Here is a 23,075-nt window from a genome sequence, read left to right on the forward strand (position 1 = left end):
CCTTTTATTTTATACACAAAAACTGGAGAACCTTTTGAAGCATTTGCACCATCTTCAAGCCTTACTAGCTGCCGATCTCCTATTTTCCGCGTAGAAAGTATAGATGATGATGACTGTGCTGTATTGCGTGTATTAACTGTAGTTTTAGGTGATGGTACCGCTGTACCACCTGGTGACGACCCAATCTGTACGTTTTTAGCTGTACCAAATGCAAGACTAATATCAACCTCCACTTGCATTACTGTTGATTTAAGTTGCTTCTGCGCTATTCAATGCTTACGTGATGTTTCTATTTAAAACTAAATAATGAGTTAAGCATGGATTGGGTGGCAGAGTATTCTGCCACCCAATCCATGCTTAACGAGTATTCTTATGTAAATTTCTTAAAATTGGGAACTTGTCTAGAACATAGAACCTGTCCTTTTCATTAACTGAAAGTAGAAACAGATAAAGGAGTGAAAAACATGTTCTCTTCTGATTGCGAATTTACTAAAATCGATTGTGAGGCGAAGCCAGCTAGTACACTACCTGCCTTTGGTTTTGCTTTCAACGCGTCTGCACCTCAGTTTGCTTCACTATTTACACCACTATTATTACCTAGCGTAAGTCCAAACCCAAATATTACTGTTCCTGTAATAAATGATACAGTAAGTGTCGGAGATGGCATTCGAATTCTACGAGCTGGTATTTATCAAATTAGTTATACATTAACAATTAGTCTTGATAACGTACCTACTGCACCAGAAGCTGGTCGTTTCTTCTTATCATTAAATACACCAGCTAACATTATTCCTGGATCAGGTACAGCAGTTCGTTCTAACGTTATTGGTACTGGTGAAGTAGACGTATCCAGCGGTGTTATTCTTATTAACTTAAATCCTGGTGACTTAATTCAAATTGTGCCAGTTCAGTTAATTGGAACTGTAGACATTCGTGCTGCAGCATTAACAGTTGCACAAATTAGCTAGTAAAAAGCGGTATTTCTTATACAGAAATACCGCTTTTTATATATAATAAAAAACACTCACAGTAGCATGAGTGTTTCATTCTTCATATTGTTTTATTGTGTTCTTCTTTTTCCCACAATTGCATCCCTTTTTCTTCACAAATCCTTGTTGTTGTAATTGTTCTTGATATGCCTGTTGTTGTGCTTGGTGTTGTTGCTGTATATGATACCACTGCTGCAGGTCATATGAATTCTGCCTTAGATTATTGCTCACAGCAAACATCTCCTCTACTGTCAATTCTGTCTATTTACTATATGAACAACTCTTTATTTCCGTTCCCTCATTCTTTTAAACTCCGCTTTTTCTCGTATTATGAAAATATATTATTCTCCCATAAAATATCCTGTAATTGTTTCAATGATTGCTGCCGCTCCTGCAATAGCTAATAATGCAAGTAACGGTTCCGCAACGATAGGGATCCAATTATATAAGACTAATAAAAAAGCACTAACCCATACACCTGTACACCAATAACAGCTTAATAATTCGCCAATCCACTTTCTTAATCCATTACCTTTCACTTTTGTAAACGTTGATACACTTCCATCCGGCTCCGTAATCTCTAATTCATCAATAAATGGTCTTCGCAAAAAGGCTGTAATTTTATCATAAACAATTAAACGAGTGAGCCTAAAAGCAGCTAACGCAAAAATAAAAAATAAAAGCCAGCTTGTAAACAGCATAATTCCACCTACCCTTATCCTCTTTCGCCTATTTAAAAAAAAAGGTCTTGAGATTGTGACCAAATCTCCTCGACTCCAATATCTTATTAATGTAAATACAAACAAGAAGATAAGGAGTGACATTAATGAGTTGTAACGAAAATAAACACCATGGCTCTTCTCATTGTGTAGTTGACGTTGTAAAATTCATCAATGAATTACAAGATTGTTCTACAACAACATGTGGATCTGGTTGTGAAATCCCATTTTTAGGTGCACACAATACTGCATCAGTAGCAAATACACGCCCTTTTATTTTATACACAAAAACTGGAGAACCTTTTGAAGCATTTGCACCATCTTCAAGCCTTACTAGCTGCCGATCTCCAATTTTCCGTGTGGAAAGTGTAGATGATGATAGCTGTGCTGTGCTACGTGTATTAACTGTAGTATTAGGTGACGGTACTCCGGTACCACCTGGTGACGATCCAATTTGTACGTTTTTAGCTGTACCAAATGCAAGATTAATATCTACAACTACTTGCATTACTGTTGATTTAAGCTGTTTCTGTGCGATTCAATGCTTACGCGACGTTTCTATCGTAAAGTAAACTAAAAAACTATTGGGGTGGTAGAAGCTTTCTACCACCTTTACATATTTAAAAACCGGCCATACTAATCGATTGGATATCATCTATAGACAACCTAATATCTCTCATACTATTTTGCGGCATAATAGATACAATGCCATGACGATACGATATGATCGATCCAACATATGAGACTGTAGCTGTTTTTATTCTGCATCTTACTTTCGGAATGTAATGAGGGCGGTTTAGTAAAAAATGAATTTTTTCATCATTATTCATATCCTTAAATGATTTATTATACGGGACAGTTCTTACTGGTTCTGGTTCTTGCTCTTCTTGTTCTATGTGTTCTTCTTTTTCTTCTTCTATTTTTTCTTCCACTTGCTGCTCTTCTTGTTGTTCTTGTTCTATTACCTCTTCCACAGCACTTCTTACAATATTTTCCTGTCTATTACTTTTCTCTTTTTGATCTTCATTTTCAAAGTTTGTAAGGATAATCCTTTTTATTTTCGGTGCAGCAAGTTCTAAACTTACTTGCGTGATATATAACAACGGTTTTCCAACTGTTGAACTTTTATTTTTATTCTTCACACTCGTCCCTCCCACTTCCATACGTAGCTAAATAAATCGTGTACTATTATAGTTATATTCATCACGTGGTAAGAACTTTCGTTAAAAATCGTTCTTTCTAAGAACAAATAAAAAGGACAATCTCAGCATTTAGAGATTGTCCTTTAAAAATTAATATTATATTTATCCTAGGATATGATACCCTGAATCAACATGAATGTTTTCTCCTGTTACACCGCGTGCTAAATCACTGAATAGGAATACTGCTGTATCGCCAACTTCTTCTTGCGTTGTTGTACGACGAAGTGGTGCGCGCTCCTCAATTTCTCTTAAGATTGAGTTGAAATCGCCTACACCTTTTGCAGATAACGTACGAATTGGTCCTGCAGAAATAGCGTTAACACGAATACCGTGTTGACCTAAATCGTTCGCTAAATATTTCACGCTCGCTTCTAATGAAGCTTTCGCAACACCCATAACGTTATAATTTTTCACAACGCGCTCGCCGCCAAGGTATGTTAATGTTAAAATATTTCCGCCTTCTGTCATTACTTTCTTCGCTTCTCTTGCTACAGCTGTTAAAGAGAATGCGCTAATATTTTGTGCAAGTAAAAATCCATCGCGAGAAGTATCTACAAATTCACCTTTTAAGTCATCGCGATTTGCAAAAGCAATACAATGTGCTACACCGTGAATAGTACCTACTTCTTGTTTAATTGTTTCAAAGCAAGCTGTAAGTTCCTCATCATTCGTTACATCACAAGGTAATACAAGTGATTCTTGTCCTTCTAATGTGTCCGCTAATTCACGAACGTTTCTTTCTAAACGTTCTCCTGCATATGTGAATATTAATTTTGCACCTGCATTATGCAAAGAGCGAGCTATTCCCCATGCAATACTTCTTTGGTTCGCAACGCCCATAACAACAAATGTTTTCCCTTGTAATAGTTCCATGATATATCCTCCCAGAAATACTTATACTTGTTATTAGTACCTGATACTATAATTATAGTACCATAAAACCGCTTAAAGGCAAACAAAAAAGTCATTAACAGAAATTTGTTAATGACTTTTGGTTTCTATAAAAAACCGCTCTAATCCTTCTTCCCAAGACGGCATTTGTGAAAAACCATTTAATCTTAGCATGTTATGTTGAAAAATAGAATATTTGGGCCTCGCAGCCGCAGCCCCGAATTCTTCCGTTGAAACAGGTAATACATTCACTTTCATATTGGCGTACGAAAATATCTTTTGTGCAAATTCAAACCAAGAGCATGAACCTCTGTTTGATACGTGGTATGTACCGTATAAAGAAGTATGAATGAGCTTATTAATAACCATATTCAAATCCGCCACATACGTAGGAGAGCCAACTTGATCCGCTACAACAGATATTTCATCTCTTTCTTTTCCTAATCGCATCATCGTTTTCACAAAATTATTCCCATATTTACCATATAGCCACGATGTGCGAACGATAAAATATTTATTATGTAACTCTTTGACGAACTGCTCCCCCGCATACTTAGAGGCCCCATATATATTTATCGGCGCTGGACTATGAAATTCGTCGTATCCATCTGGTCTGGCACCTTGAAATACATAATCAGTACTAATATAAACTAGCTTCGCCCCTACTAATTGTGAAGCAACCGCTACATTTCGAGCTCCGATTGCATTTATTCTATACGCAAAATCCTGTTCTTTCTCCGCATGATCTACTTTCGTATAGGCAGCACAATGAATAATTATATGTGGTTTTATTTCTTGTACCACTTGTTGTATTCGGGATATATTTGTCACATCTAATAACTTTTTATCAAATGGATATATATCATATTCTTCAGAGTCTAACTCTTCAAATAGTTGCTTTCCTAATTGACCGTTTGCTCCTGTTATGATAACCCTCTCTTTCATTTAACATGCCCCTTACTAATCTTTTAGTGGTTTCCACCATTCCTTATTCTTTTCATACCATTTCACCGTCTCTTGTAATCCTTGTTCAAACGTGTATTTCGGTTCCCAATCAAATTCATTCTTCATTTTCTCTGCATCAATCGCATAACGACGATCGTGCCCTAAACGATCTGTAACATATTCAATGTCTTTTTTTGTTTTTCCTAAAAGAGTAATAATTTGTTCCACAACTTCTACATTTGTTTTTTCATTATTTCCACCTATATTATATACTTCTCCGACACGTCCCTTATGCAAAACAACGTCAATCGCACTGCAATGATCCGTTACATGTAACCAATCTCTTACATTTAAACCATCACCATATAACGGTAGTTTTTTTCCTTCTAGTGCATTCGTAACCATTAATGGAATTAATTTTTCAGGATACTGGTACGGTCCATAATTGTTAGAACAACGCGTTACTATAACCGGTAATTGATATGTTTTATAGTAAGATAGAGCTATCATGTCCGCGCTCGCCTTACTTGAAGAATATGGACTATTTGGAGCTAACGGCGTTTTCTCTGTGAACTTCCCTGTTTTTCCTAAAGAGCCATACACTTCATCCGTTGATACTTGCACAAGTTTTATATGCGAATATTTTTTAACTAGTTCTAATAAAGTGACCGTCCCAATTACATTTGTATCATAAAAAGGAATCGGATTTTCAATACTACGGTCCACATGTGATTCGGCTGCAAAATTTACAATCACTTGTACGTTTCGCTCTTTTATAACGTGTTCTAATAGCTCTCCATTTTGAATTTCTCCCTTTACAAAAGAGTAATTCGGGTGATCCAGAAGAGATTTTACGTTATTTAAATTCCCGCTATATGTTAATGCATCGTAATTAATAATTTTATATGTTTCATAACTTTGTAGCATGTAATGAACGAAATTACTTCCAATAAATCCAGCCCCACCTGTCACTAATATATTCATAAACAACGCTCCTACTTAAAAACTATCTTCATATTCCTCTAATAATGGTAATATCTGATCCTTATCGGACAATATAGGATCGGTTACTGGCCAAGGAATTGCTAAATCTTTATCTTCCCAAAGTAATCCTGAGTCATGCTCTGCGCTATAATATTCATCTACTTTATACATAACGATAGTATGCGGAACAAGCGTGCAAAATCCATGCGCAAACCCTTTTGGCACTAGTAATTGTCGATGGTTATCTGCACTTAAAATATATCCTTTCCATTGTTTAAATGTTGGTGATTTTTTTCGTAAATCAACGATAACATCATAAATTGCCCCTTGCATAACTTGAATGAGTTTCGTTTGTGCTTTCGGTTTTTTTTGAAAGTGTAGTCCCCGAATCGTTCCTGCCTTAGCCGAATAAGATACGTTATCCTGTACAAATGAATACGTTATCCCTAATGTTTCTAGCACCTGCTTATTATAACTCTCTGAAAAAAAGCCACGCTCGTCTCCAAACAACCTCGGTTCTAACAATTTTACATCGGTAAAATTTGTTTCTACAACTTTCATATTCTCACCTATTCTCCGTTAAACTGTTTCCCAAAATTAATATCACGCGCTAACGTATTCGCCTTTTGAAGCGAAGCATGAGTTCCCGCATCAGTCCACCAGCCGCTCATTTCATTATAAGTAAGTACCCCTCGTTTTAAATACCAATTATTTATATCTGTAATTTCAAGTTCTCCCCGTGCAGAAGGTTTTAATTCTTTAATATAAGAAAAGACTTTCGAATCATACAAATAAATTCCCGTAACCGCATAAGAACTTTTCGGCTCTTTCGGCTTTTCTTCAATTTCAACTATTTTTCGGTTTTGAATATGTGCTACGCCAAATCTTTCGGGATCTTCTACAGATTGCAATAGCACTTTCGCACCTTCTTTTTGATTTGCAAACTCTTCAACATACGGAAGAATATCATCTGAAAAAATATTATCCCCTAATATAACTACCATACGATCATTCCCGACGAAATCTTCACAAAGCCCTAACGCCTGTGCGATCCCGCCCGCTTTATCTTGCACACGATACGTAAAGGACACTCCAAATTCATGACCACTCCCTAAAAAGCTAACAACATCCCCCATATGCTCTTTACCCGTAATAATCATAATATCTGTAATATCGCATTGTTTTAGCTTATATACCGCATGATAAATCATCGGATACCGACCAACAGGAAGTAAATGTTTATTCGTTACTTTCGTTATTGGATATAATCTCGATCCAGTACCACCTGCTAAAATAATTCCTTTCACTTTTCATCTCTCCTTTATGATGGAGATAATATATCTTTGTAATGTTCTACAAACACTTTCCGGTACTTCTCATATGTATCCGCATCAAACTCATCCCCGTTGTAATGAATACACCATAAATTTGCTTGATTTGGGATACCAATTAAATAACCAGCCCTTTGAAACTCTAAAGACTGTGACACATCATAAAAGTGAAACCCTTGAAACAAATCTTCTCGCCACGGAATATCATACTGCGTTGCCATGAATAAACCATCAATTGCCTGAACTGACAAAAATGGTTGATTACCATAAAAAACCTGATCTAAATTTAATAATTGATAATTCCGTCTTCTATACTCAATCACTTTCCCTACTAAATTTTTTCCTTCCCACCATATCCCGTTATTCGGTAAAAACTGAGCCCCAGCGACTCCTATTAAACCAAGCTTTTCATTTTCTTTAAAAAGAGATATAAGTGTAGAAAACATGTCTCGATTAATAAGATATGTATCTTGATGTATATACACTTTGTATTTCGCTGGATATGAAAGGGCTCGGTTGTATGCACTTGCCATACTTTGCGCATCTCGTATCGGAAAAATTTGCACGACATAACCAGAGGGAACAAAAATGTTTCTTATTTGGCTCTCACATTGTTTGAAAAGCTCCTCATTATTTACACAAACAACGACTAATATTGTATGATCTTTCATTTTTGTCCCCCCTTTTATTCTTCCTTATTTACATCTGACATATAGTGTTCCACAAATATTTTCCGATACTTTTCATAGTTCGCCATATTCACATCAAAATGATAATGGATACACCAAGCATCGCGCTGTACAGGTACACCGACTGTATATCCTGCTTTTTTAAATTCAAATGATTGGGATACATCATAAAAATCAAATCCGTCAAATAAGTCTTCTCGCCACGGAACATCATATTGTGTCGCCATTAATAAACCATCAATACATTCTACAGGAATAAATGTTTTTGATTCATGATACGGTTGTTCTAAACTTGCCATATAAAACAAATCATTCATATAACCAATGACTTTTCCTACAATTCCACGCCCTTCGTTCCATACGCCAGTCGGAGGAACATATTGCGCTCCAACCATCCCAATCATCCCAAGGTCTTCATGTTCCTCAAATAATTGAAGTAATCCGTATAAAAAAGCCCTATTTATAATAAAAACATCTTGATGTAAATACACTTTATACTTTGCTGGATGCGAAATGGCTTGATTGTATCCACTCGTCATACTTTTCGCATTTCGAATCGGCATAAATTGGACAATATACCCTGGCGGTACTAACAATTGCAATATATGTCGCACGCAGTTTGCATACAATTTCCGATCATTTATGCATGTAACAAATAATATTGTTTTGTCTGCAGCACTCATAATTGTGATTTTTCAGCTTCAATAATATACTGAAATACAACTGTCTCAGCCATGAAGCCACTTCCAAGACGATATTTTTTACAAATTCCATATAACTCCTCAATAAGCGACTCATACATTTTATGATCAACATATACACGATCTACTTTACTAATTGAATATCCTGCTTTTAAAAACATTCTTAGCATTTCATTGAATGTAAAGAAACGAATATGTGTTTTATCTAATAAACCATATTCTGTATACGTCCAATTTCCAGCAAGTAAGGGAGCTAATACTGAAATATGAGCAACGTTTGGTATACTTGCTAAAATCACACCATTTTGCTTTATATATGGCTTAACCTTTTCAATCACAGCCCACGGATCAAATAAATGCTCTAATACATCCCCAAATAGGACGCAATCAAATTGCCCCTCCTCATAAGGAAGATCTATTTTTTCTATATCCCCTAAAATAACATGATCTAGTCTTTCCTTCGCTTTTTCTGCCGCCTCTGGAAATGCCTCTATTCCTGATACACGTGTACCGTTTTCTTTAATAGCTGCTCCCAATGCACCGCTCGAGCAACCAATATCAAGAACTTCTTTCCATTCCTTTTTTATATGCTTTAATAAATTCGGATTCGCTGCATTATAATAATGCTCGGATTTTTCTTCATATAAAGAACTTTTTTCGCGATTCATTTCACACACTCCTTATGCAAATTGAATTAGAAATATAAATCTCATATGAATTCTATAAAGTGCAGATTTTGTTCATCCCCCAATGATTATTAGCCCGCAAATAGCAGTATAAAATCTTTTATTTATATTGGTTACGTTACTGATACTCTAATATATAACCAATCTATTAGAGTTAGAATAGCGATAAATCATTTCTAAAAAACGAAACCTATTACACTTTATATGGTTTATCAAAAACTCCCCGAAAATATTTACGGTTATATTCAATTGCAGCATTATTCGGAACATAAGAAGCTGCTAATTCATTGTAATAATACGCTTTATCCTGCTCCCCTAACCTGCTATAACAAATACACATTTGTAAATAGGGTAGCCATGTGTAGCTAGCTGGACTATGGAAAGGACTTTCCGTTGCCATTGGTACTTCCGTGGCAAGTTTAAACCAAAATATCGCTTCATTATATTTTTCTTGTTCCATATATATATATCCTATTCTTGTACAATTCTCTCCTCTAGGGACGTCATACCGAAACGACTTCACACAAGATTCGATTGCCTTCTCCCACATTCCTAGCTTTGCATAGCAATCTCCTAACTTACCACATGCATAAATTTTCTCTTCATACCATCCTTCGTCTTGATTAAGAAATGTTTCATATAGAAGAACTGCATCATCATATTTTTGGTTATCCGTAGATTCATTTGCGTAATAAAATAAATCTCTCGGACTTAATTCTTCACCTGCCGCTACAGTATTTTGAAAAATTTTCAAATTACGATTTGTTACTTTTTTTTCTTTTTTATGTGTAATAGCAACATTACTACTAAAAACCTCACCAGAAATAGCTAAATACTCATGAACCTTTCCAAACCATTGAAATTGTTTTTCACGCTTTACAAGTCGATTTCTTTTTGTACAATATAAAGGTTTCCCGTTAGAATCCATTGCAAGATGATAAGGCATCGAAACAGCATCAATTTTAGGATCTAATTCTCTTTTTAAAAGTTTCAATGCTTCTTGAGCATCTTCTAATAAGACATCATCTGCATCTAGCCACAATATATACTCTTGCGTCGCTTTTGAAAAAGAAAAATTTCTTGCTGCTGCAAAATCATCAATCCACTGGAAATCATATATGTTAGAAGTGTATTTCTCTACGATTTCTTTCGTTCGATCGACGGAACCTGTATCAACTACTATAATTTCATCCACAATTTTTTCAACTGTTTCTAAACAACGGGCTATTGTCTCCTCCTCATCTCGAACAATCATACATAAACTAATTGTAATTCCTTGCTTGTTCAACATAATCACCCTCTTCCAAATCAATCATATGTTATACATATACTAAACTTTCCATTTTTTTAAATTGTTCAAGTAGTTTAAGATTTCTTTTCAATAATTCAAATGTCCGTGTCATTTTCTTTCGGTTTTGCATCTACTATATAATGAACGCTTTATGGAGGTGAATTTATGTCAAATAATAATTATTCAAATGGATTAAATCCCGATGAATCTTTATCAGCTAGTGCATTTGACCCTAATCTTGTAGGACCTACATTACCACCGATACCACCGTTTACCCTTCCGACTGGGCCGACCGGGCCGACTGGACCTACGGGACCTACGGGGCCGACTGTACCTACCGGGCCAACTGGACCTACGGGGCCAACTGGACCTACGGGACCTACAGGACCTACAGGACCGACTGGTGGCACTGGGACTACTGGACCTACGGGGCCGACTGGTGGCACTGGGACTACTGGACCTACGGGGCCGACTGGTGACACTGGGGCTACTGGACCTACAGGGCCGACTGGTGACACTGGGGCTACTGGACCTACGGGGCCGACTGGGGCTACTGGACCTACGGGACCTACGGGACCATCTGGACTAGGGCTTCCAGCAGGATTGTATGCATTTAACTCCGCTGGGATTTCTTTGGATATTGGACTTAATGCTCCAGTACCATTTAATACTGTTGGATCTCAGTTTGGTACAGCAATTTCTCAATTAGATCCTGATACTTTCGTAATTAGTCAAACTGGATTCTATAAAATTACCGTTATCGTATACACTGCAGCAGTAAGTCTATTAGGAGGACTTACAATCCAAGTAAATGGGGTATCTGTTCCAGGTACTGGGGCCACTTTAATCTCAGTTGGAGCACCTATCGTTGTTCAAGCAATTACGCAAATTACGACAACTCCATCATTAATTGAAGTAATCGTTACAGGGCTTGGGCTATCATTAGCTGTTGGTACAAATGCATCTATTATTATTGAAAAAATCGCTTAATTTTTTACTTAGCAGTAAAACTGATATCAGTTTTACTGCTTTTTCAATTTCAAATTCAATCATGAAACATTCGCTATCTACATAATCATATTGTTGTATGACATTTTGCAGGAGGCACAAATATGGAAAGTAAATCTGCTGTTCAGCTTTATCTCGAATTGCTAAAGAAGACCATTTTATTTGAAATATGGTTAGAATATGAGGCATACTTACCCGCATCTCTACATATTTCAAAAGAACTAGAATTCGAGCCAGTTACAGTCCCCCTCCCTTTATTCATTAAGCAATATGCTGAAAACCATAACTTAAAAATTGTAAAACCAAATGTTTCAAAAAGTGAACGCCATGATGGAATGGATTGGCCAAGAGCAGCACATAGCATGATCGGTCGAGAACGTATGAACCAATTACAAGAGGCAATGGAAACCGTTGTTCGTGAAAATATAGAGGGAGATTTTATTGAAACAGGTGTATGGCGCGGAGGATCGTGCATTTTTATGAATGGTTTTTTACAAGCAAACAACATTACGAATCGTAATGTGTGGGTCGCTGATTCATTTGAAGGTTTGCCAGCACCGAATCTAGAACAATATCCAAAAGATTACGGTGATTATTTGCACACATTCGATTACTTACGCGTCTCTTTAGAACAAGTACAAGAGAATTTCAAAAAATATGATTTACTAAATGATCAAGTGAAATTTTTAAAAGGCTGGTTTAAAGATACTTTACCAACAGCACCAATTGAAAAAATAGCAATTGCACGGCTTGATGGTGATATGTACGAATCCACAATGGATGGTCTCGTGAACTTATATGATAAAGTTTCTAAAGGTGGCTATATAATTATCGATGACTACGGGCTACCGCCATGTGCTGAGGCTGTGACAGACTTTAGAAACCAACGAAATTTAAAAGCCCCTATTACTAAAATTGATGTATTTGGCGTTTATTGGAGAAAAGAATAAAAAAGATTTAATCTATAGGAGATTTCATTTTCACTCATCCTTCTCTCACTTCTAATCCAATTAAGTATTCTTTTTCGGAATCTCCTTACATATAACAATTGTTTTCCTGTGTTCTCTCAATACAAATTGAAAATTTTATTAATAGACTTACTGCATCTTCTCATACAAGAAAGGGGTATACTCATGAGTGAACTTAACAAAGAAATGACTTTACTCCCCCCTCCTGAACTCGTCCAATATGTAGGTGGCGACTTCAAAAAAGTTGGAAAAGAGTTCCTAAAGCATTTTATTCAAATTGGCGCTTTAAAACCAAATGAAAAAGTATTAGATGTAGGCTGCGGCGTCGGTCGAATGGCTGTACCATTATTGAATTACTTAAATGATGATGGAGCGTATTATGGATTTGATTTGTTTAAAGATGGAATTACTTGGTGTCAAAATAACATTTCAACTATGCGTAATAATTTTCACTTTGAACATGTTGACATATACAATCAATTCTATAATCCAGAAGGAAAAGAAGATGCCTCTCAATATCGTTTCCCCTATGAAGACGGGACATTCGATTTTATCTTTTTAACTTCTGTATTTACGCATCTTCTCCCAAAAGAATTAGAACATTACGTATCTGAAATTGTACGTGTATTAAAAAAAGACGGGAGATGTTTCATTACATTCTTTCTTATAAATCCTGAATCGTCCTATTATTTAAATGCAGGACAAAGTACATTAGGTTTTTATCATCGAATCGAAAATTGCTACGTTGTAAATAAAGATATTCCGAATTTCGCAGTTGCTTATCCTGAGACAGATATTTGCAATCTATTGAATAAGTACGGCCTAGAAATAATCAATAAGCCGCATTACGGTTTATGGTGCGGCAGACATGAATATACAAGTTACCAAGATATTGTTCTTACAAAAAAAAGCTTCTGAAAGGAAGTTATGTATGATGAATGAAAAAAATCCACCTCTCGTTTCCATCCTTATTCCCACTTATAATCGGCCTCATTATTTCAAAATTGCTCTAGAAAGTGCATTGGCACAAACTTATTCTAATATTGAAATCATCATCGGAGATGATAGTACAAATGATGAAACAGCAACTTTAATACGCGAACAATACTTACCAAATTATAAAAATATAACATACATTCGAAATATCCCTACTCTAGGACAATTTCACAATGACCTTATGCTCATAGAAAAATCAAATGGTGAGTATATAAATTTTTTAATGGACGATGACGTGTTTTATAAGCATAAAATACAAAAAATGATGACCTATTTTGAGCAAGATCCCAATAAAAATCTTGCTCTTGTTACTTCTTATCGAGTACGCATTGATGATCATGGAAATCTAATAGGTGATTCCCATCCAACACAAAAGTTATATAGTGAAGACACCCCATTAAACGGGATATTTTTAGGTAATTGGATGTTAAAGGGTGGACACAACATTATCGGTGAGCCTACAACTACCTTGTTCCGAAAGGAATTGCTCACTGAACCTTTTGGCACCCTTAAAGAGCGACAATATTCTTGTAGTGTTGATATGGCCTCATGGATTTCTTTACTTTCTAAAGGAAATGCAATATACATTTCTGAGCCTTTAAGTCAATTTCGCTACCATGCTGGACAACAAATACACAATAAGCTCCTTCAAGGTTGTGAAGATTTCACACACCTCGTTATAACAGCAAAAGAATATGGCTTTTTACAAAATACTACAGACTATAGAGCAGCTCTACTTAGTGCTTACCAATGGTGTAAAAGTTCCTTAAAATACTATCTTCATCAACTAGATATTTTTCCTGACGCACATGTACGTCTTTCCCATTGTTTGGATATAATTATTAAAGAGTTAAACAATTAAACTACTCTGCAAAATTAAAAGTGTATGGACTATATGTGAATCATTCGTATAGTTCATACATTCTTTCTCATACTATAAAGTGAAACTTTAATCAGCTCTCACCAATCGGGCTTTTACGGGCAGTTGATCCCCCACCTAACTTCTTCGCTTTCGCTGAATTTTGAGGTAGGGGTCTTACTGCCCATTAATGCGGGATAAAATCCATTACTATAAAGAGCAGTAGAAAGGAATACCTACATTGAAAGATCCAAATTCTCAATATCAAATAGACTACGTATTACTATTTATTTTATTTGCCATTGGGATTGTTAGTTGTTGTGCTATTGCAAGTGCGCAAGCCTCTTTACCGCCATTTTTACAAAACGTCAATTTTGTACTAAAGCAAATCCAATGGTATTTCATTGGATTTATAGCCATTGGTGTTATTATGATTATCGACTTCGATCGTTATCAAAAAATTGCTTGGTATTTGTACAGCTTTGCAATGGTACTACTTATTGGACTAGAACTTCAAGTACCAGGTGCCGTTACAATTAAAGGCGCTACCGCTTGGTACAGGCTCCCAGGCATCGGAAATTTTCAGCCTTCTGAAATTATGAAATTATTTTTAATTATCGTCATTGGACGAATTATAGCAAACCATAATGAGAAATATTTTTCCCAAACAATACATGACGATTTTTTACTACTTGGAAAAATATTTGCAACAAGTTTGCCACCACTACTACTCATCGCAAAGGAACCAGATTTAGGAAATACAATGGTCATTTCAGCGATGCTTGCAGCAATGATACTAGTTTCTGGCATACGATGGCGTTTTATCTTCGGATTAGTTTCAGCTACTTTCGTTGCTGGAACTACATTAATATATATTTTTTTTACTCACACAGATTTCTTTAAAGCACACATTTTAAAAGAATATCAATTAAATCGCTTCTACGGATGGTTAGCACCTTACAAATATGATGCACAAGGCTATCAATTAAGACAAGCATTCTTAGCGACTGGATCCGGAGAAATGCAAGGAAAAGGGTGGGAAAATGGACAAGTATATTTTCCAGAACCACATACAGATTTTATTTTCACTAATGTCGCTGAACAATTTGGATTTCTAGGCGCAAGTGTCATTATTTCTCTTTTTTTCTTACTCATTTTTCGAATGATTCATATTGCTTTAGAAAGTAATGATCCTTTCGGTAGTTACATTTGCGCTGGTACAATCGGAATGTTTACTTTCCAAGTATTCCAAAATATCGGGATGACAATCGGATTACTTCCCATTACAGGGATAACATTACCTCTTATGAGCTACGGAGGAAGTTCACTGCTTACATACATGATTGCGATTGGATTCATTTTAAATGTTCGCTCAAGAACGAAAATCTTTATGTTTAAATGAACAACACAAAAACGCTATATTTTTATCTCTATCCTTTTTTAGATATACTAATGAAAAATACGATGGAGGTTTAAATATGAAATATGACATTATAGGAGATATTCATGGATGCTTCCAAGAGTTTCAAAATTTAACAGAGAAGCTAGGATATAACTGGAGTAGCGGTCTACCGGTTCACCCTGACCAACGTAAACTTGCATTCGTTGGCGATATTACAGACCGTGGTCCTCATTCATTACGTATGATTGAAATTGTATGGGAACTTGTCATACATAAAAAAGAAGCTTATTACGCTCCTGGAAATCACTGTAATAAACTATATCGATTTTTCCTTGGGCGTAATGTAACAGTCGCTCACGGACTTGAAACAACTGTTGCTGAATATGAGGCACTTCCTCCTAATAAGCAAAACATTATAAAAGAAAAGTTTATCACTCTTTATGAACAATCACCGCTCTACCACATACTAGATGAAAAAAGAGTAATCGTATGTCACGCTGGGATTCGGCAAGATTACATAGGAAGACGAGATAAAAAAGTACAAACCTTTGTATTATATGGTGATATTACAGGAGAAAAGCATGCCGATGGCTCACCTGTCCGTCGCGATTGGGCGCAAGAATACAAGGGGCAAGCTTGGATTGTATATGGACATACACCAGTAGCAGAACCTCGATTCGTCAATCAGACAGTCAATATTGATACTGGTGCTGTATTTGGTGGCAAATTAACCGGATTACGTTATCCTGAAATGGAGACTATCTCTGTCCCTTCTTCTTTACCTTTTGTCGCTGAGAAATTCCGTCCAATTTCATAACTACCTTACTTAGCGAGAGATTACCGTATTATTTAGGCAGATTTCATATGAAACTAGGTAAAGTAATTAAAAAAAGATGCAATAAAGTGCATCTTTTTTTAATTACACTACATATAATGTCGCAGGAGGTGACAGAATGAAGAAAAAATCTTCTAAACAAAAAAGAAAATTCCCCCCTTTATATCTGCCCATGTACGGAATTAACAACTGGTGTAGTATTCGGGCTGCAGCGATAGAAGAACTGGAAGAACAAGAGTCATCAAAAAAAAGCAAAGTAAAACCAACATATGTCTCTTTAGAAAATGCTGTGATGAGCCGCATAATCGATCGCAGAAAAATAAAGATGCAACAAAAAAATAAACAGCTTTCAAATCAAGATGAACAGATACTACATTCTAACCAAACAGAAGAAAAGACGGAAGAAAATATTTCTGTAGCAATGAATAAAAAAGTGGAACCAGAAATTCCAGCTGCTATTATAAACAAAGTAAAAAAAATAAAAGAAGCATTAGCTTCATCGAATGATATACAAATTGAAAAACCACTCATAATTGAGACACCTACACCTGAAAATACAAAAGTTAAAAGGGGCGGCCGGTATGCATATGCAGAGGGGCTTCACTCTCATGCGGAGGGCATGGCAGCACATGCGGAAGGCTTATTAACACACGCAAAAGGTTCTTTCTCTCATGCAGAAGGATCAAACTCAAAAGCAACTGGACATAGTTCGCATAGTGAGGGAAGTGAAACGACAGCAGGCGGGGCTTATTCTCATGCGGAGGGTAAACAGACAATTGCTTTAGGCGAAGCAGCACACGCAGAAGGAAACGCAACTATCGCTAACGGATCCTCTTCTCATGCGGAAGGTCATCATACATCAACAGCTCATTTTGCAGGTAGCCATATTATGGGGCGCTTCGGCACTGCAGAAGAAGCTTATTCTTGGTTTATTGCAAATGGTGTAAGCGACACCGACCATAATATCGGGGCTAAATGGCTTGCTCATAATGGAGAAATGTACATTGAGGGCGCGTCTTACAATGCAAGCGGAACGGATTTTGCACAAATGTTTGAAACCGAAGGTTATAAACCTATTGATGTCGGTTATTTCGTTACATTTAGTAACGAAGAAAAAATTCGGATAGCTACTTCACGCGATTCGTTCATTTTAGGAATATCTAGTGCAACCCCTGCCCTTATAGGAAATAGCGGGGCTTTAAGTTGGCAAAAACGTTATAAAACAGATAACTTTGGAAAACGCCAATATGTATGGACGGAAGCCGAAGAAATACAACCTCTTTTAAATACAGAATGGGATCCAACTTGCAAATATGTAGCAAGAAAAGATCGCGCCGAGTGGCTTCCTGTCGGATTAATTGGACAAATGTTAGTACGTGATGACGGCACTTGCGAAGCACATGGATATTGTCGTCCAAATGACAATGGCATTGCTACAAAAGCCGAAAGTGGATTTTTCGTTATAAAGCGTACGGGTGAAAACCAAATTTTAATATTATTCCGCTAAGAAAAAAGGGACCAAAATTCTTTATAATATAAGAATTTTGTCCCCTTTTTAAGTATGCCGCAACACTTCTTGCATATCGCTTGGAAGCTTTATAGTGAAAGACATCTCTTTCTCTAAAATAGGATGATAAAACGTCAAAGATTTACTATGAAGTGCTTGCCGTTTCATTTCATCCCTTCTCCCTCCATATAAGCTATCACCAAGTAACGGATGTCCTATATGAGCCATATGCACACGAATTTGATGCGTTCTTCCTGTCTCAAGCTCAAGCGCTACATGTGTCTTATGATATGTACTATCAATTACCTTAAAATGAGTAACTGCCCTTTGTCCATCCTCACAAACCGTTCGCTCAATAATGCTATCAGATTTTCGACCAATTGGTGCATCAATCATTCCTTCTCGTTCTACAATCTTTCCGTGAACAATTGCTTCATACGTTCGTTTCACAGCTTTTTGTTGATGCTGCTTCGATAAAAGATGATGCACGAAACGATTTTTTGCAATAAGCATAAGCCCCGAAGTATCACGATCTAAACGTGTTACGATGTGCACTGTACTTGCAAGGTGCTGCTTATCATAATGAGATAAAAGCGCATTGGCAACACTCCTTGTCGGATGTTCTCTAGACGGAATCGTTGACATGTTCGCCTCTTTATTAATGATAAGAACCGCGTCATCTTCATATACAATGCTTAAAGGGATATCTTCTGCCATCATCCCTTCACTTCTTTCCTCAACTGGAAAAAAGACACGTAATTCTTCACCAGCACGCAACTGATGACGAACACTCGCATGTTGACCATTTACTTCAATTGCCCCGCCGTGAAACTTTATATCCGTTAAAGCGGCTTTAGAAATACATTTCGTTTTCAAAAATTCCCTAACTAAAGTTCCCTCTTCAGCCGGACCTATATCCCATTTCAATGTAAATCTGTTCAAATATATAACCCTTTCTATTTATCTGCAACAAACGAGTCACGAACTCGTTTCCAGAACGGGAATGGACGGAAACGAACAAATCGTACTTTCTCGTTTGCGACGCGATACTGGATTGATTTCACATCTTGATGAACCATCGTTAAATGATCCACTGTAATTTGTAAGTTCATTCCTGCAGCTGGCTTTAACACACATGTATGATGCTTCGGCAATACAAGTGGAGATCCTACAGTACGAAATACACGATTGTTAATGGACGCCATTTCTGCAATTTGTATCGCTTCAATAGATGGGTGAATAATCGCTCCGCCAAGCGCTTTATTATACGCGGTACTTCCTGAAGGAGTAGAGATACAAAGGCCGTCTCCGCGGAATGTTTCAAAATATTCTCCGCGTATTTCTACTTCTGTTACTAATGTACCTTCTGCACTTTTTACAGTCGCCTCATTCATCGCTAAATACTGTGACTCTTTACTTCCATTCACATAGCGAATAATAACTTCTAAAAGCGGATATTCCACCACTTGGAATGGTGTTTTCGCAATTGCAATTACTAATTTCTCTACTTCTGTCGGTAACCAATCTGCATAGAAACCTAGATGTCCTGTATGTACACCAACAAATGCTGTTTCATCCAATCGATTATAATAACGATGAAACGCATATAAAAGCGTTCCATCTCCCCCAACAGAAATTACAATATCGGGTTCCTTTTCATCCATTATAAATCCAAAATCTAGCAAGTACTCTTTCATCGTGCTTGCCAGTGTATCTGATGATTGATCTCCCTTTGACATAATTGTAAATTTCATCGCCCAACACCCTTTAGTTTATGATTCAGAATCTTTCGTTTCTTGCTTTCTTGAAAAAGCCTTTTGCGCTTCTTGAATTTCAAGACGAATAGAAGACATTTCTTCATCTAATAAAAACGCCGCTTCAGCTGCACGTTGCAACCTTATTTTAATATCTTCAGGAAAACGTCCACTATATTTATAATTTAAAGAATGCTCAATTGTTGCCCAAAAGTTCATTGCTAGCGTGCGTATTTGGATTTCTACCAATACTTTTTGTTCACCCTGAATCGTTTGAACAGGATAACTAATGACAACATGATAAGAACGATAACCGCTATCTTTCTTTTGCGTAACATAATCACGTTCTTCCACGATTTCAAAGTCATTTCGTTTTCGAAGATATTCTACAACAGGCTTAATCTCATCAACAAATTGACACATCATTCTAAGCCCAGCAATATCCTGCATATCTTCTCTCAATCGGTCTAGCGGTACATTTCTCTTCTCCGCTTTATCAATAATACTTGCAACCGACTTTACCCTTCCTGTTACAAACTCAATTGGAGAATGCTCTGTTAACATTGCAAATTGAGTACGCATTCCTTTTAGTTTCACTTTCAGCTCTGCCACCGCTTGGTGGTAAGGTGCTAAAAATTCTTCCCAATTTCGATTCATTTCAACCACCACCAAAATCAATCCATTTGCTTATAGAAATACTTTTTCTACAGCAGTTACTAATTCTTCTCCGTAATTTGCATTACCTTCAATATTTTCAACTAAATATTCTACTTCTTCTTTTAATCCTTCTAATTCCATTTCAATGTCATTCACGCGAACGAACATAACCACATCGTTATTCATCGCTTCATGCATTGCTTCCCAGCATGTGTGCGGAATACTTACATAAATGAAAGATGATTCATTTTCTAAGATATATAAAAATGATAAATTGTCTGAGTCTACAAGTACGTGATTACGCGCACTTAACTCCTTTACCTCTATTTCACTATTTTCCGCACAAAAAATAAGAGCATTCTCTCTCTTTTCTACGCTCTTAACTTGGATTTTATTTTGCATGCTCTAACTCCTCCATCTCAACTTCCTGTCTTACTTAACAGTATTATTGTATCATAACATGGACGCAAACAAATAAAACATTGAACCAAATTTATGAAAAAGCGATAATGTGTAAAGAATTATTTTTCAAAAGGAGATTATACAATGACACAAGAAATTGAAATTGAATTCAAAAATATCGTTACAAAAGAAGAATTCGATACATTATGTAAATCGTTTTCTATTGAAGCATTTACAAAACAAGTGAATCACTACTTTGAAACACCTGACTTCTCGTTAAAAGAAGCTGGCTCTGCACTTCGTATTCGTCATAAAGGAGAAACTTATACGTTAACGTTGAAACAACCTGCAGAAATCGGTTTATTAGAAACGCATCAAGTCGTAACAGAAGATGAAGCAAAAATGATGATGGAAACAAACACAATCATTCAAGGAGCAGTAGTAGATCAATTACACAAATTACAAATTCCTGTTTCTGCTTTAACATATATGGGTAGTTTAACAACAGAAAGAGCAGAAACATTATTTAAAGGCGGAACGCTTGTCTTTGATCATAGTTTCTATTACAATCACGATGATTATGAAATTGAATTTGAAGTGCAAGATGAAGAAACAGGAAAAGTTGCATTTATTGATTTATTAACGCAACATAACATACCTGTTCGCCATACAAATAACAAAGTAAAACGCTTTTTCCTTGCCAAACAAAACAAAGCACGCTAAAGTGAAAATTCCACTAGTGAATATGTTTCACTAGTGGATACATCTCACTAAAAAAGGTTACACCCGTAGAATAAGCAAAGAATCTTTGAGAAGGCTGTTTATTTGCCCTCTCGAACATTCCATTGCTACAATAGATATACATTTCATGGAAAAAGGAGTTTATAAAGGATGAGCAAGCAACCGATGACACCATTTGAAGCAATTGGCGGTGAACAATGCATTGCAATATTAGTAGATACATTTTATTCCTATGTCAGTAAACACCCTGACTTATCTCCCATCTTCCCGGAAGATTTAACAGAAACCGCTAGGAAGCAGAAGCAATTTTTAACCCAATATTTAGGTGGTCCTAATTTGTACACTGAAGAACATGGTCATCCTATGTTAAGAGCACGCCATCTCCCGTTTGAGATTACCCCAAAACGAGCAGAGGCTTGGCTATCATGTATGGAGCAAGCAATGGATGATACTGGAGTGCATGGTCATATAAGAGAGTTTGTTTTTGAACGTTTAGCATTAACCGCTCAGCATATGGTTAATACTCCAAACGAAACAGGTGAAGTGTAATGGATAAGCAGGAAGCAAAGCATATAAATATGCCATCTCCTTCCGCATGCGAGCATAAGTCTGTAGAAGCATATTTATTTATTGATCCACTTTGTAAAGATTGCTGGGAAATTGAGCCTTTTATTATTAAACTATGGCTTGAATACGGGAAATACTTCTCTATTCGTCATATCGTAACAGGGAAAGTGGATGGAACGAACGCTTCCTCACACAAATGGAATAAACCTGCTAATATTCGATTTGTGTGGGAAAAGACAACCAGTTTACAAGGTTTTTCATGTGATGGAAAGGTACATATGCAAGAAGCATCGTCAACACCATATTTAGTTTCGATGGCAATTAAGGCAGCGGAGTTGCAAGGCCGAAAAGCAGGTTCGAAGTTTTTGCGAAAACTCCAAGAATACATTTTCCTTGAAAATGTATCAAACCCTGATTGCGAACTATTACTTGCATGTGCGAGAGATAGCAATATTGATGTAGAAGAATTTAAAAAAGATCTACATTCTGCTAGTGCAAAAAAAGCTTTCCAATGTGACTTGAAATTCACGAATGAAATGCATATTACAGAAATACCTTCCCTCGTCTTTTTTCATGCGAACTCAGATGAAGAAGGTATTAAAATCGCTGGAAATTATTCCTACGATGTATACGTACAATTATTGAAAGAACTTGTAAAATGTGAAATTGAGCCAGAACCATTACCACCTTTAGAAGTGCTACTAGAAGCAACACAATTTATATCTTCAAAAGAAGTAGCATTTATTTATGACTGTCCGCAACAAGAAATTGAACGCGAACTAAAAAAATTACAACTGAAACGAAAAGTACAAATGATAGAAGTAAAATGCGAACGTTATTGGAAATGGATAGCAAAAGAAAAAGACCTGGTGTAAACACCAGGTCTTCTTCTTTACGGCTTATAAAAATATTAAAGGGGATGGGAGAAATTTTCACGTTCAAACAAAGGGG

Annotated in this window: 28 protein-coding genes and 1 pseudogene; 13 read left to right on the forward strand and 16 right to left on the reverse strand. The window is 36.4% G+C overall.

The window, feature by feature from the left end; genetic code table 11:
- Both cotY and exsF read left to right on the forward strand, forming a co-directional pair.
- Nucleotides 1-297 (forward strand): annotated as a pseudogene (gene cotY / locus ES895_RS10225) (spore coat protein CotY); the annotation flags it as partial.
- A 167-nt stretch (nt 298-464) separates the two neighbouring features.
- Entirely contained in the window at nt 465-968 is a 504-nt protein-coding gene (gene exsF / locus ES895_RS10230; protein WP_000492943.1) for an exosporium protein ExsF, read from the forward strand.
- A 75-nt stretch (nt 969-1,043) separates the two neighbouring features.
- On the opposite strand, the gene ES895_RS10235 is transcribed toward exsF, so the two are convergent.
- Together ES895_RS10235 and ES895_RS10240 are read right to left on the reverse strand one after the other, a co-directional pair.
- Complete coding sequence (locus ES895_RS10235) at nt 1,044-1,229, reverse strand: hypothetical protein (RefSeq protein ID WP_021727509.1); 186 nt, start codon at nt 1,227-1,229, stop codon at nt 1,044-1,046.
- 101 nt (nt 1,230-1,330) lie between these two features.
- On the reverse strand, nt 1,331-1,690 hold the full coding sequence (locus ES895_RS10240) for a DUF1360 domain-containing protein (protein ID WP_000899664.1): 360 nt from the start codon (nt 1,688-1,690) through the stop codon (nt 1,331-1,333).
- A 125-nt stretch (nt 1,691-1,815) separates the two neighbouring features.
- Here ES895_RS10240 and exsY point away from each other — a divergent pair, with 125 nt between their 5' ends.
- Entirely contained in the window at nt 1,816-2,280 is a 465-nt protein-coding gene (gene exsY, locus ES895_RS10245) for an exosporium assembly protein ExsY (RefSeq protein ID WP_001277743.1), read from the forward strand.
- A 48-nt stretch (nt 2,281-2,328) separates the two neighbouring features.
- Here the strand turns inward: exsY and ES895_RS10250 are convergent, their stop codons facing one another.
- The 10 genes from ES895_RS10250 to ES895_RS10295 all read right to left on the reverse strand — a co-directional run bounded on the left by ES895_RS10250 (nt 2,329) and on the right by ES895_RS10295 (nt 10,428).
- Entirely contained in the window at nt 2,329-2,871 is a 543-nt protein-coding gene (locus tag ES895_RS10250; protein ID WP_002196304.1) for a spore coat CotO family protein, read from the reverse strand.
- A gap of 141 nt (nt 2,872-3,012) precedes the next feature.
- Nucleotides 3,013-3,783 (reverse strand): enoyl-ACP reductase FabI, encoded by a 771-nt coding sequence (fabI, locus tag ES895_RS10255; RefSeq protein WP_000421886.1) that lies wholly within the window; start codon nt 3,781-3,783, stop codon nt 3,013-3,015.
- Nucleotides 3,784-3,891: 108 nt separating this feature from the next.
- Entirely contained in the window at nt 3,892-4,746 is an 855-nt protein-coding gene (gene rfbD / locus ES895_RS10260) for a dTDP-4-dehydrorhamnose reductase (RefSeq protein ID WP_000664647.1), read from the reverse strand.
- Nucleotides 4,747-4,761: 15 nt separating this feature from the next.
- Nucleotides 4,762-5,730, reverse strand: coding sequence for a dTDP-glucose 4,6-dehydratase (gene rfbB / locus ES895_RS10265; protein ID WP_001024163.1), 969 nt, complete (start codon nt 5,728-5,730; stop codon nt 4,762-4,764).
- Between the two features lie 15 nt (nt 5,731-5,745).
- Entirely contained in the window at nt 5,746-6,291 is a 546-nt protein-coding gene (rfbC, locus tag ES895_RS10270) for a dTDP-4-dehydrorhamnose 3,5-epimerase (RefSeq protein WP_000869431.1), read from the reverse strand.
- An 8-nt stretch (nt 6,292-6,299) separates the two neighbouring features.
- The gene (locus tag ES895_RS10275; RefSeq protein WP_000676160.1) at nt 6,300-7,037 is read right to left on the reverse strand and encodes a sugar phosphate nucleotidyltransferase; all 738 of its coding nucleotides are present in this window, start codon (nt 7,035-7,037) and stop codon (nt 6,300-6,302) included.
- A gap of 14 nt (nt 7,038-7,051) precedes the next feature.
- The gene (locus ES895_RS10280; protein ID WP_000651529.1) at nt 7,052-7,732 is read right to left on the reverse strand and encodes a glycosyltransferase family protein; all 681 of its coding nucleotides are present in this window, start codon (nt 7,730-7,732) and stop codon (nt 7,052-7,054) included.
- A gap of 14 nt (nt 7,733-7,746) precedes the next feature.
- Nucleotides 7,747-8,433, reverse strand: coding sequence for a glycosyltransferase family protein (locus ES895_RS10285; protein ID WP_135238331.1), 687 nt, complete (start codon nt 8,431-8,433; stop codon nt 7,747-7,749).
- Nucleotides 8,430-9,119, reverse strand: coding sequence for a class I SAM-dependent methyltransferase (locus ES895_RS10290; protein ID WP_053513441.1), 690 nt, complete (start codon nt 9,117-9,119; stop codon nt 8,430-8,432). Before ES895_RS10290 ends, ES895_RS10285 begins: the two co-directional genes overlap by 4 nt.
- Nucleotides 9,120-9,330: 211 nt before the next feature.
- Nucleotides 9,331-10,428 (reverse strand): glycosyltransferase, encoded by a 1,098-nt coding sequence (locus ES895_RS10295; RefSeq protein WP_000932913.1) that lies wholly within the window; start codon nt 10,426-10,428, stop codon nt 9,331-9,333.
- Between the two features lie 165 nt (nt 10,429-10,593).
- Here ES895_RS10295 and ES895_RS10300 point away from each other — a divergent pair, with 165 nt between their 5' ends.
- The 7 genes from ES895_RS10300 (at nt 10,594) to ES895_RS10330 (ending at nt 18,003) form a co-directional block, all read left to right on the forward strand.
- Nucleotides 10,594-11,418, forward strand: a complete 825-nt coding sequence (locus ES895_RS10300; RefSeq protein WP_097842727.1) for a BclA C-terminal domain-containing protein — start codon at nt 10,594-10,596, stop codon at nt 11,416-11,418.
- Nucleotides 11,419-11,540: 122 nt separating this feature from the next.
- Nucleotides 11,541-12,386 carry a TylF/MycF family methyltransferase gene (locus ES895_RS10305; protein WP_000444386.1) on the forward strand — a complete coding sequence of 282 codons (846 nt, stop codon included), beginning with the start codon at nt 11,541-11,543 and terminating at the stop codon, nt 12,384-12,386.
- A gap of 183 nt (nt 12,387-12,569) precedes the next feature.
- A complete protein-coding gene (locus tag ES895_RS10310; RefSeq protein WP_001292838.1) occupies nt 12,570-13,322 on the forward strand; it encodes a class I SAM-dependent methyltransferase in 753 nt (250 codons plus the stop codon).
- Between the two features lie 13 nt (nt 13,323-13,335).
- A complete protein-coding gene (locus tag ES895_RS10315; protein ID WP_098218417.1) occupies nt 13,336-14,262 on the forward strand; it encodes a glycosyltransferase family 2 protein in 927 nt (308 codons plus the stop codon).
- A gap of 238 nt (nt 14,263-14,500) precedes the next feature.
- Nucleotides 14,501-15,661, forward strand: a complete 1,161-nt coding sequence (locus ES895_RS10320; RefSeq protein WP_000654700.1) for an FtsW/RodA/SpoVE family cell cycle protein — start codon at nt 14,501-14,503, stop codon at nt 15,659-15,661.
- A gap of 76 nt (nt 15,662-15,737) precedes the next feature.
- Entirely contained in the window at nt 15,738-16,478 is a 741-nt protein-coding gene (gene prpE / locus ES895_RS10325; protein WP_000872694.1) for a bis(5'-nucleosyl)-tetraphosphatase PrpE, read from the forward strand.
- A gap of 136 nt (nt 16,479-16,614) precedes the next feature.
- Nucleotides 16,615-18,003 carry a peptidase G2 autoproteolytic cleavage domain-containing protein gene (locus ES895_RS10330; RefSeq protein WP_058839332.1) on the forward strand — a complete coding sequence of 463 codons (1,389 nt, stop codon included), beginning with the start codon at nt 16,615-16,617 and terminating at the stop codon, nt 18,001-18,003.
- A 48-nt stretch (nt 18,004-18,051) separates the two neighbouring features.
- On the opposite strand, the gene ES895_RS10335 is transcribed toward ES895_RS10330, so the two are convergent.
- The 4 genes from ES895_RS10335 to ES895_RS10350 are packed head-to-tail and all read right to left on the reverse strand — an operon-like array spanning nt 18,052 to nt 20,816.
- Nucleotides 18,052-18,945 carry an RluA family pseudouridine synthase gene (locus tag ES895_RS10335; protein WP_001079131.1) on the reverse strand — a complete coding sequence of 298 codons (894 nt, stop codon included), beginning with the start codon at nt 18,943-18,945 and terminating at the stop codon, nt 18,052-18,054.
- A gap of 14 nt (nt 18,946-18,959) precedes the next feature.
- On the reverse strand, nt 18,960-19,757 hold the full coding sequence (locus ES895_RS10340; RefSeq protein WP_000673190.1) for an NAD kinase: 798 nt from the start codon (nt 19,755-19,757) through the stop codon (nt 18,960-18,962).
- 18 nt (nt 19,758-19,775) lie between these two features.
- Nucleotides 19,776-20,414, reverse strand: a complete 639-nt coding sequence (gene yjbM / locus ES895_RS10345; protein ID WP_001081482.1) for a GTP diphosphokinase — start codon at nt 20,412-20,414, stop codon at nt 19,776-19,778.
- Between the two features lie 30 nt (nt 20,415-20,444).
- The gene (locus ES895_RS10350) at nt 20,445-20,816 is read right to left on the reverse strand and encodes a UPF0738 family protein (protein ID WP_001180003.1); all 372 of its coding nucleotides are present in this window, start codon (nt 20,814-20,816) and stop codon (nt 20,445-20,447) included.
- A gap of 144 nt (nt 20,817-20,960) precedes the next feature.
- On the opposite strand from ES895_RS10350, the gene ES895_RS10355 reads away from it, so the two are divergent.
- The 3 genes from ES895_RS10355 to ES895_RS10365 all read left to right on the forward strand — a co-directional run bounded on the left by ES895_RS10355 (nt 20,961) and on the right by ES895_RS10365 (nt 22,999).
- The gene (locus ES895_RS10355) at nt 20,961-21,539 is read left to right on the forward strand and encodes a CYTH domain-containing protein (protein ID WP_135238332.1); all 579 of its coding nucleotides are present in this window, start codon (nt 20,961-20,963) and stop codon (nt 21,537-21,539) included.
- Nucleotides 21,540-21,707: 168 nt separating this feature from the next.
- A complete protein-coding gene (locus ES895_RS10360; RefSeq protein ID WP_000043386.1) occupies nt 21,708-22,106 on the forward strand; it encodes a globin domain-containing protein in 399 nt (132 codons plus the stop codon).
- A complete protein-coding gene (locus ES895_RS10365; RefSeq protein WP_000360656.1) occupies nt 22,106-22,999 on the forward strand; it encodes a ClpXP adapter SpxH family protein in 894 nt (297 codons plus the stop codon). Before ES895_RS10360 ends, ES895_RS10365 begins: the two co-directional genes overlap by 1 nt.
- Nucleotides 23,000-23,075: the final 76 nt, after the last annotated feature.

Source organism: Bacillus sp. 007/AIA-02/001 (assembly GCF_004634455.1).
In the GTDB taxonomy this organism is placed as follows: Bacteria; Bacillota; Bacilli; order Bacillales; family Bacillaceae_G; genus Bacillus_A; species Bacillus_A cereus.

Excerpts from the sequence above, each read along its gene's own strand:
- ES895_RS10315 (WP_098218417.1), top strand. The coding sequence starts at position 13,336 with ATGATGAATGAAAAAAATCCACCTCTCGTTTCCATCCTTATTCCCACT.
- ES895_RS10340 (WP_000673190.1), bottom strand. The coding sequence starts at position 19,757 with ATGAAATTTACAATTATGTCAAAGGGAGATCAATCATCAGATACACTG.
- ES895_RS10240 (WP_000899664.1), bottom strand. The coding sequence starts at position 1,690 with ATGCTGTTTACAAGCTGGCTTTTATTTTTTATTTTTGCGTTAGCTGCT.
- ES895_RS10365 (WP_000360656.1), top strand. The coding sequence starts at position 22,106 with ATGGATAAGCAGGAAGCAAAGCATATAAATATGCCATCTCCTTCCGCA.
- rfbC (WP_000869431.1), bottom strand. The coding sequence starts at position 6,291 with ATGAAAGTTGTAGAAACAAATTTTACCGATGTAAAATTGTTAGAACCG.
- rfbD (WP_000664647.1), bottom strand. The coding sequence starts at position 4,746 with ATGAAAGAGAGGGTTATCATAACAGGAGCAAACGGTCAATTAGGAAAG.
- ES895_RS10360 (WP_000043386.1), top strand. The coding sequence starts at position 21,708 with ATGAGCAAGCAACCGATGACACCATTTGAAGCAATTGGCGGTGAACAA.
- fabI (WP_000421886.1), bottom strand. The coding sequence starts at position 3,783 with ATGGAACTATTACAAGGGAAAACATTTGTTGTTATGGGCGTTGCGAAC.
- ES895_RS10330 (WP_058839332.1), top strand. The coding sequence starts at position 16,615 with ATGAAGAAAAAATCTTCTAAACAAAAAAGAAAATTCCCCCCTTTATAT.
- exsF (WP_000492943.1), top strand. The coding sequence starts at position 465 with ATGTTCTCTTCTGATTGCGAATTTACTAAAATCGATTGTGAGGCGAAG.
- ES895_RS10290 (WP_053513441.1), bottom strand. The coding sequence starts at position 9,119 with ATGAATCGCGAAAAAAGTTCTTTATATGAAGAAAAATCCGAGCATTAT.
- ES895_RS10295 (WP_000932913.1), bottom strand. The coding sequence starts at position 10,428 with ATGTTGAACAAGCAAGGAATTACAATTAGTTTATGTATGATTGTTCGA.
- ES895_RS10285 (WP_135238331.1), bottom strand. The coding sequence starts at position 8,433 with ATGAGTGCTGCAGACAAAACAATATTATTTGTTACATGCATAAATGAT.
- exsY (WP_001277743.1), top strand. The coding sequence starts at position 1,816 with ATGAGTTGTAACGAAAATAAACACCATGGCTCTTCTCATTGTGTAGTT.
- rfbB (WP_001024163.1), bottom strand. The coding sequence starts at position 5,730 with ATGAATATATTAGTGACAGGTGGGGCTGGATTTATTGGAAGTAATTTC.
- ES895_RS10280 (WP_000651529.1), bottom strand. The coding sequence starts at position 7,732 with ATGAAAGATCATACAATATTAGTCGTTGTTTGTGTAAATAATGAGGAG.
- ES895_RS10350 (WP_001180003.1), bottom strand. The coding sequence starts at position 20,816 with ATGCAAAATAAAATCCAAGTTAAGAGCGTAGAAAAGAGAGAGAATGCT.
- ES895_RS10305 (WP_000444386.1), top strand. The coding sequence starts at position 11,541 with ATGGAAAGTAAATCTGCTGTTCAGCTTTATCTCGAATTGCTAAAGAAG.
- prpE (WP_000872694.1), top strand. The coding sequence starts at position 15,738 with ATGAAATATGACATTATAGGAGATATTCATGGATGCTTCCAAGAGTTT.
- yjbM (WP_001081482.1), bottom strand. The coding sequence starts at position 20,414 with ATGAATCGAAATTGGGAAGAATTTTTAGCACCTTACCACCAAGCGGTG.
- ES895_RS10235 (WP_021727509.1), bottom strand. The coding sequence starts at position 1,229 with ATGTTTGCTGTGAGCAATAATCTAAGGCAGAATTCATATGACCTGCAG.
- ES895_RS10310 (WP_001292838.1), top strand. The coding sequence starts at position 12,570 with ATGAGTGAACTTAACAAAGAAATGACTTTACTCCCCCCTCCTGAACTC.
- ES895_RS10250 (WP_002196304.1), bottom strand. The coding sequence starts at position 2,871 with ATGGAAGTGGGAGGGACGAGTGTGAAGAATAAAAATAAAAGTTCAACA.
- ES895_RS10300 (WP_097842727.1), top strand. The coding sequence starts at position 10,594 with ATGTCAAATAATAATTATTCAAATGGATTAAATCCCGATGAATCTTTA.
- ES895_RS10355 (WP_135238332.1), top strand. The coding sequence starts at position 20,961 with ATGACACAAGAAATTGAAATTGAATTCAAAAATATCGTTACAAAAGAA.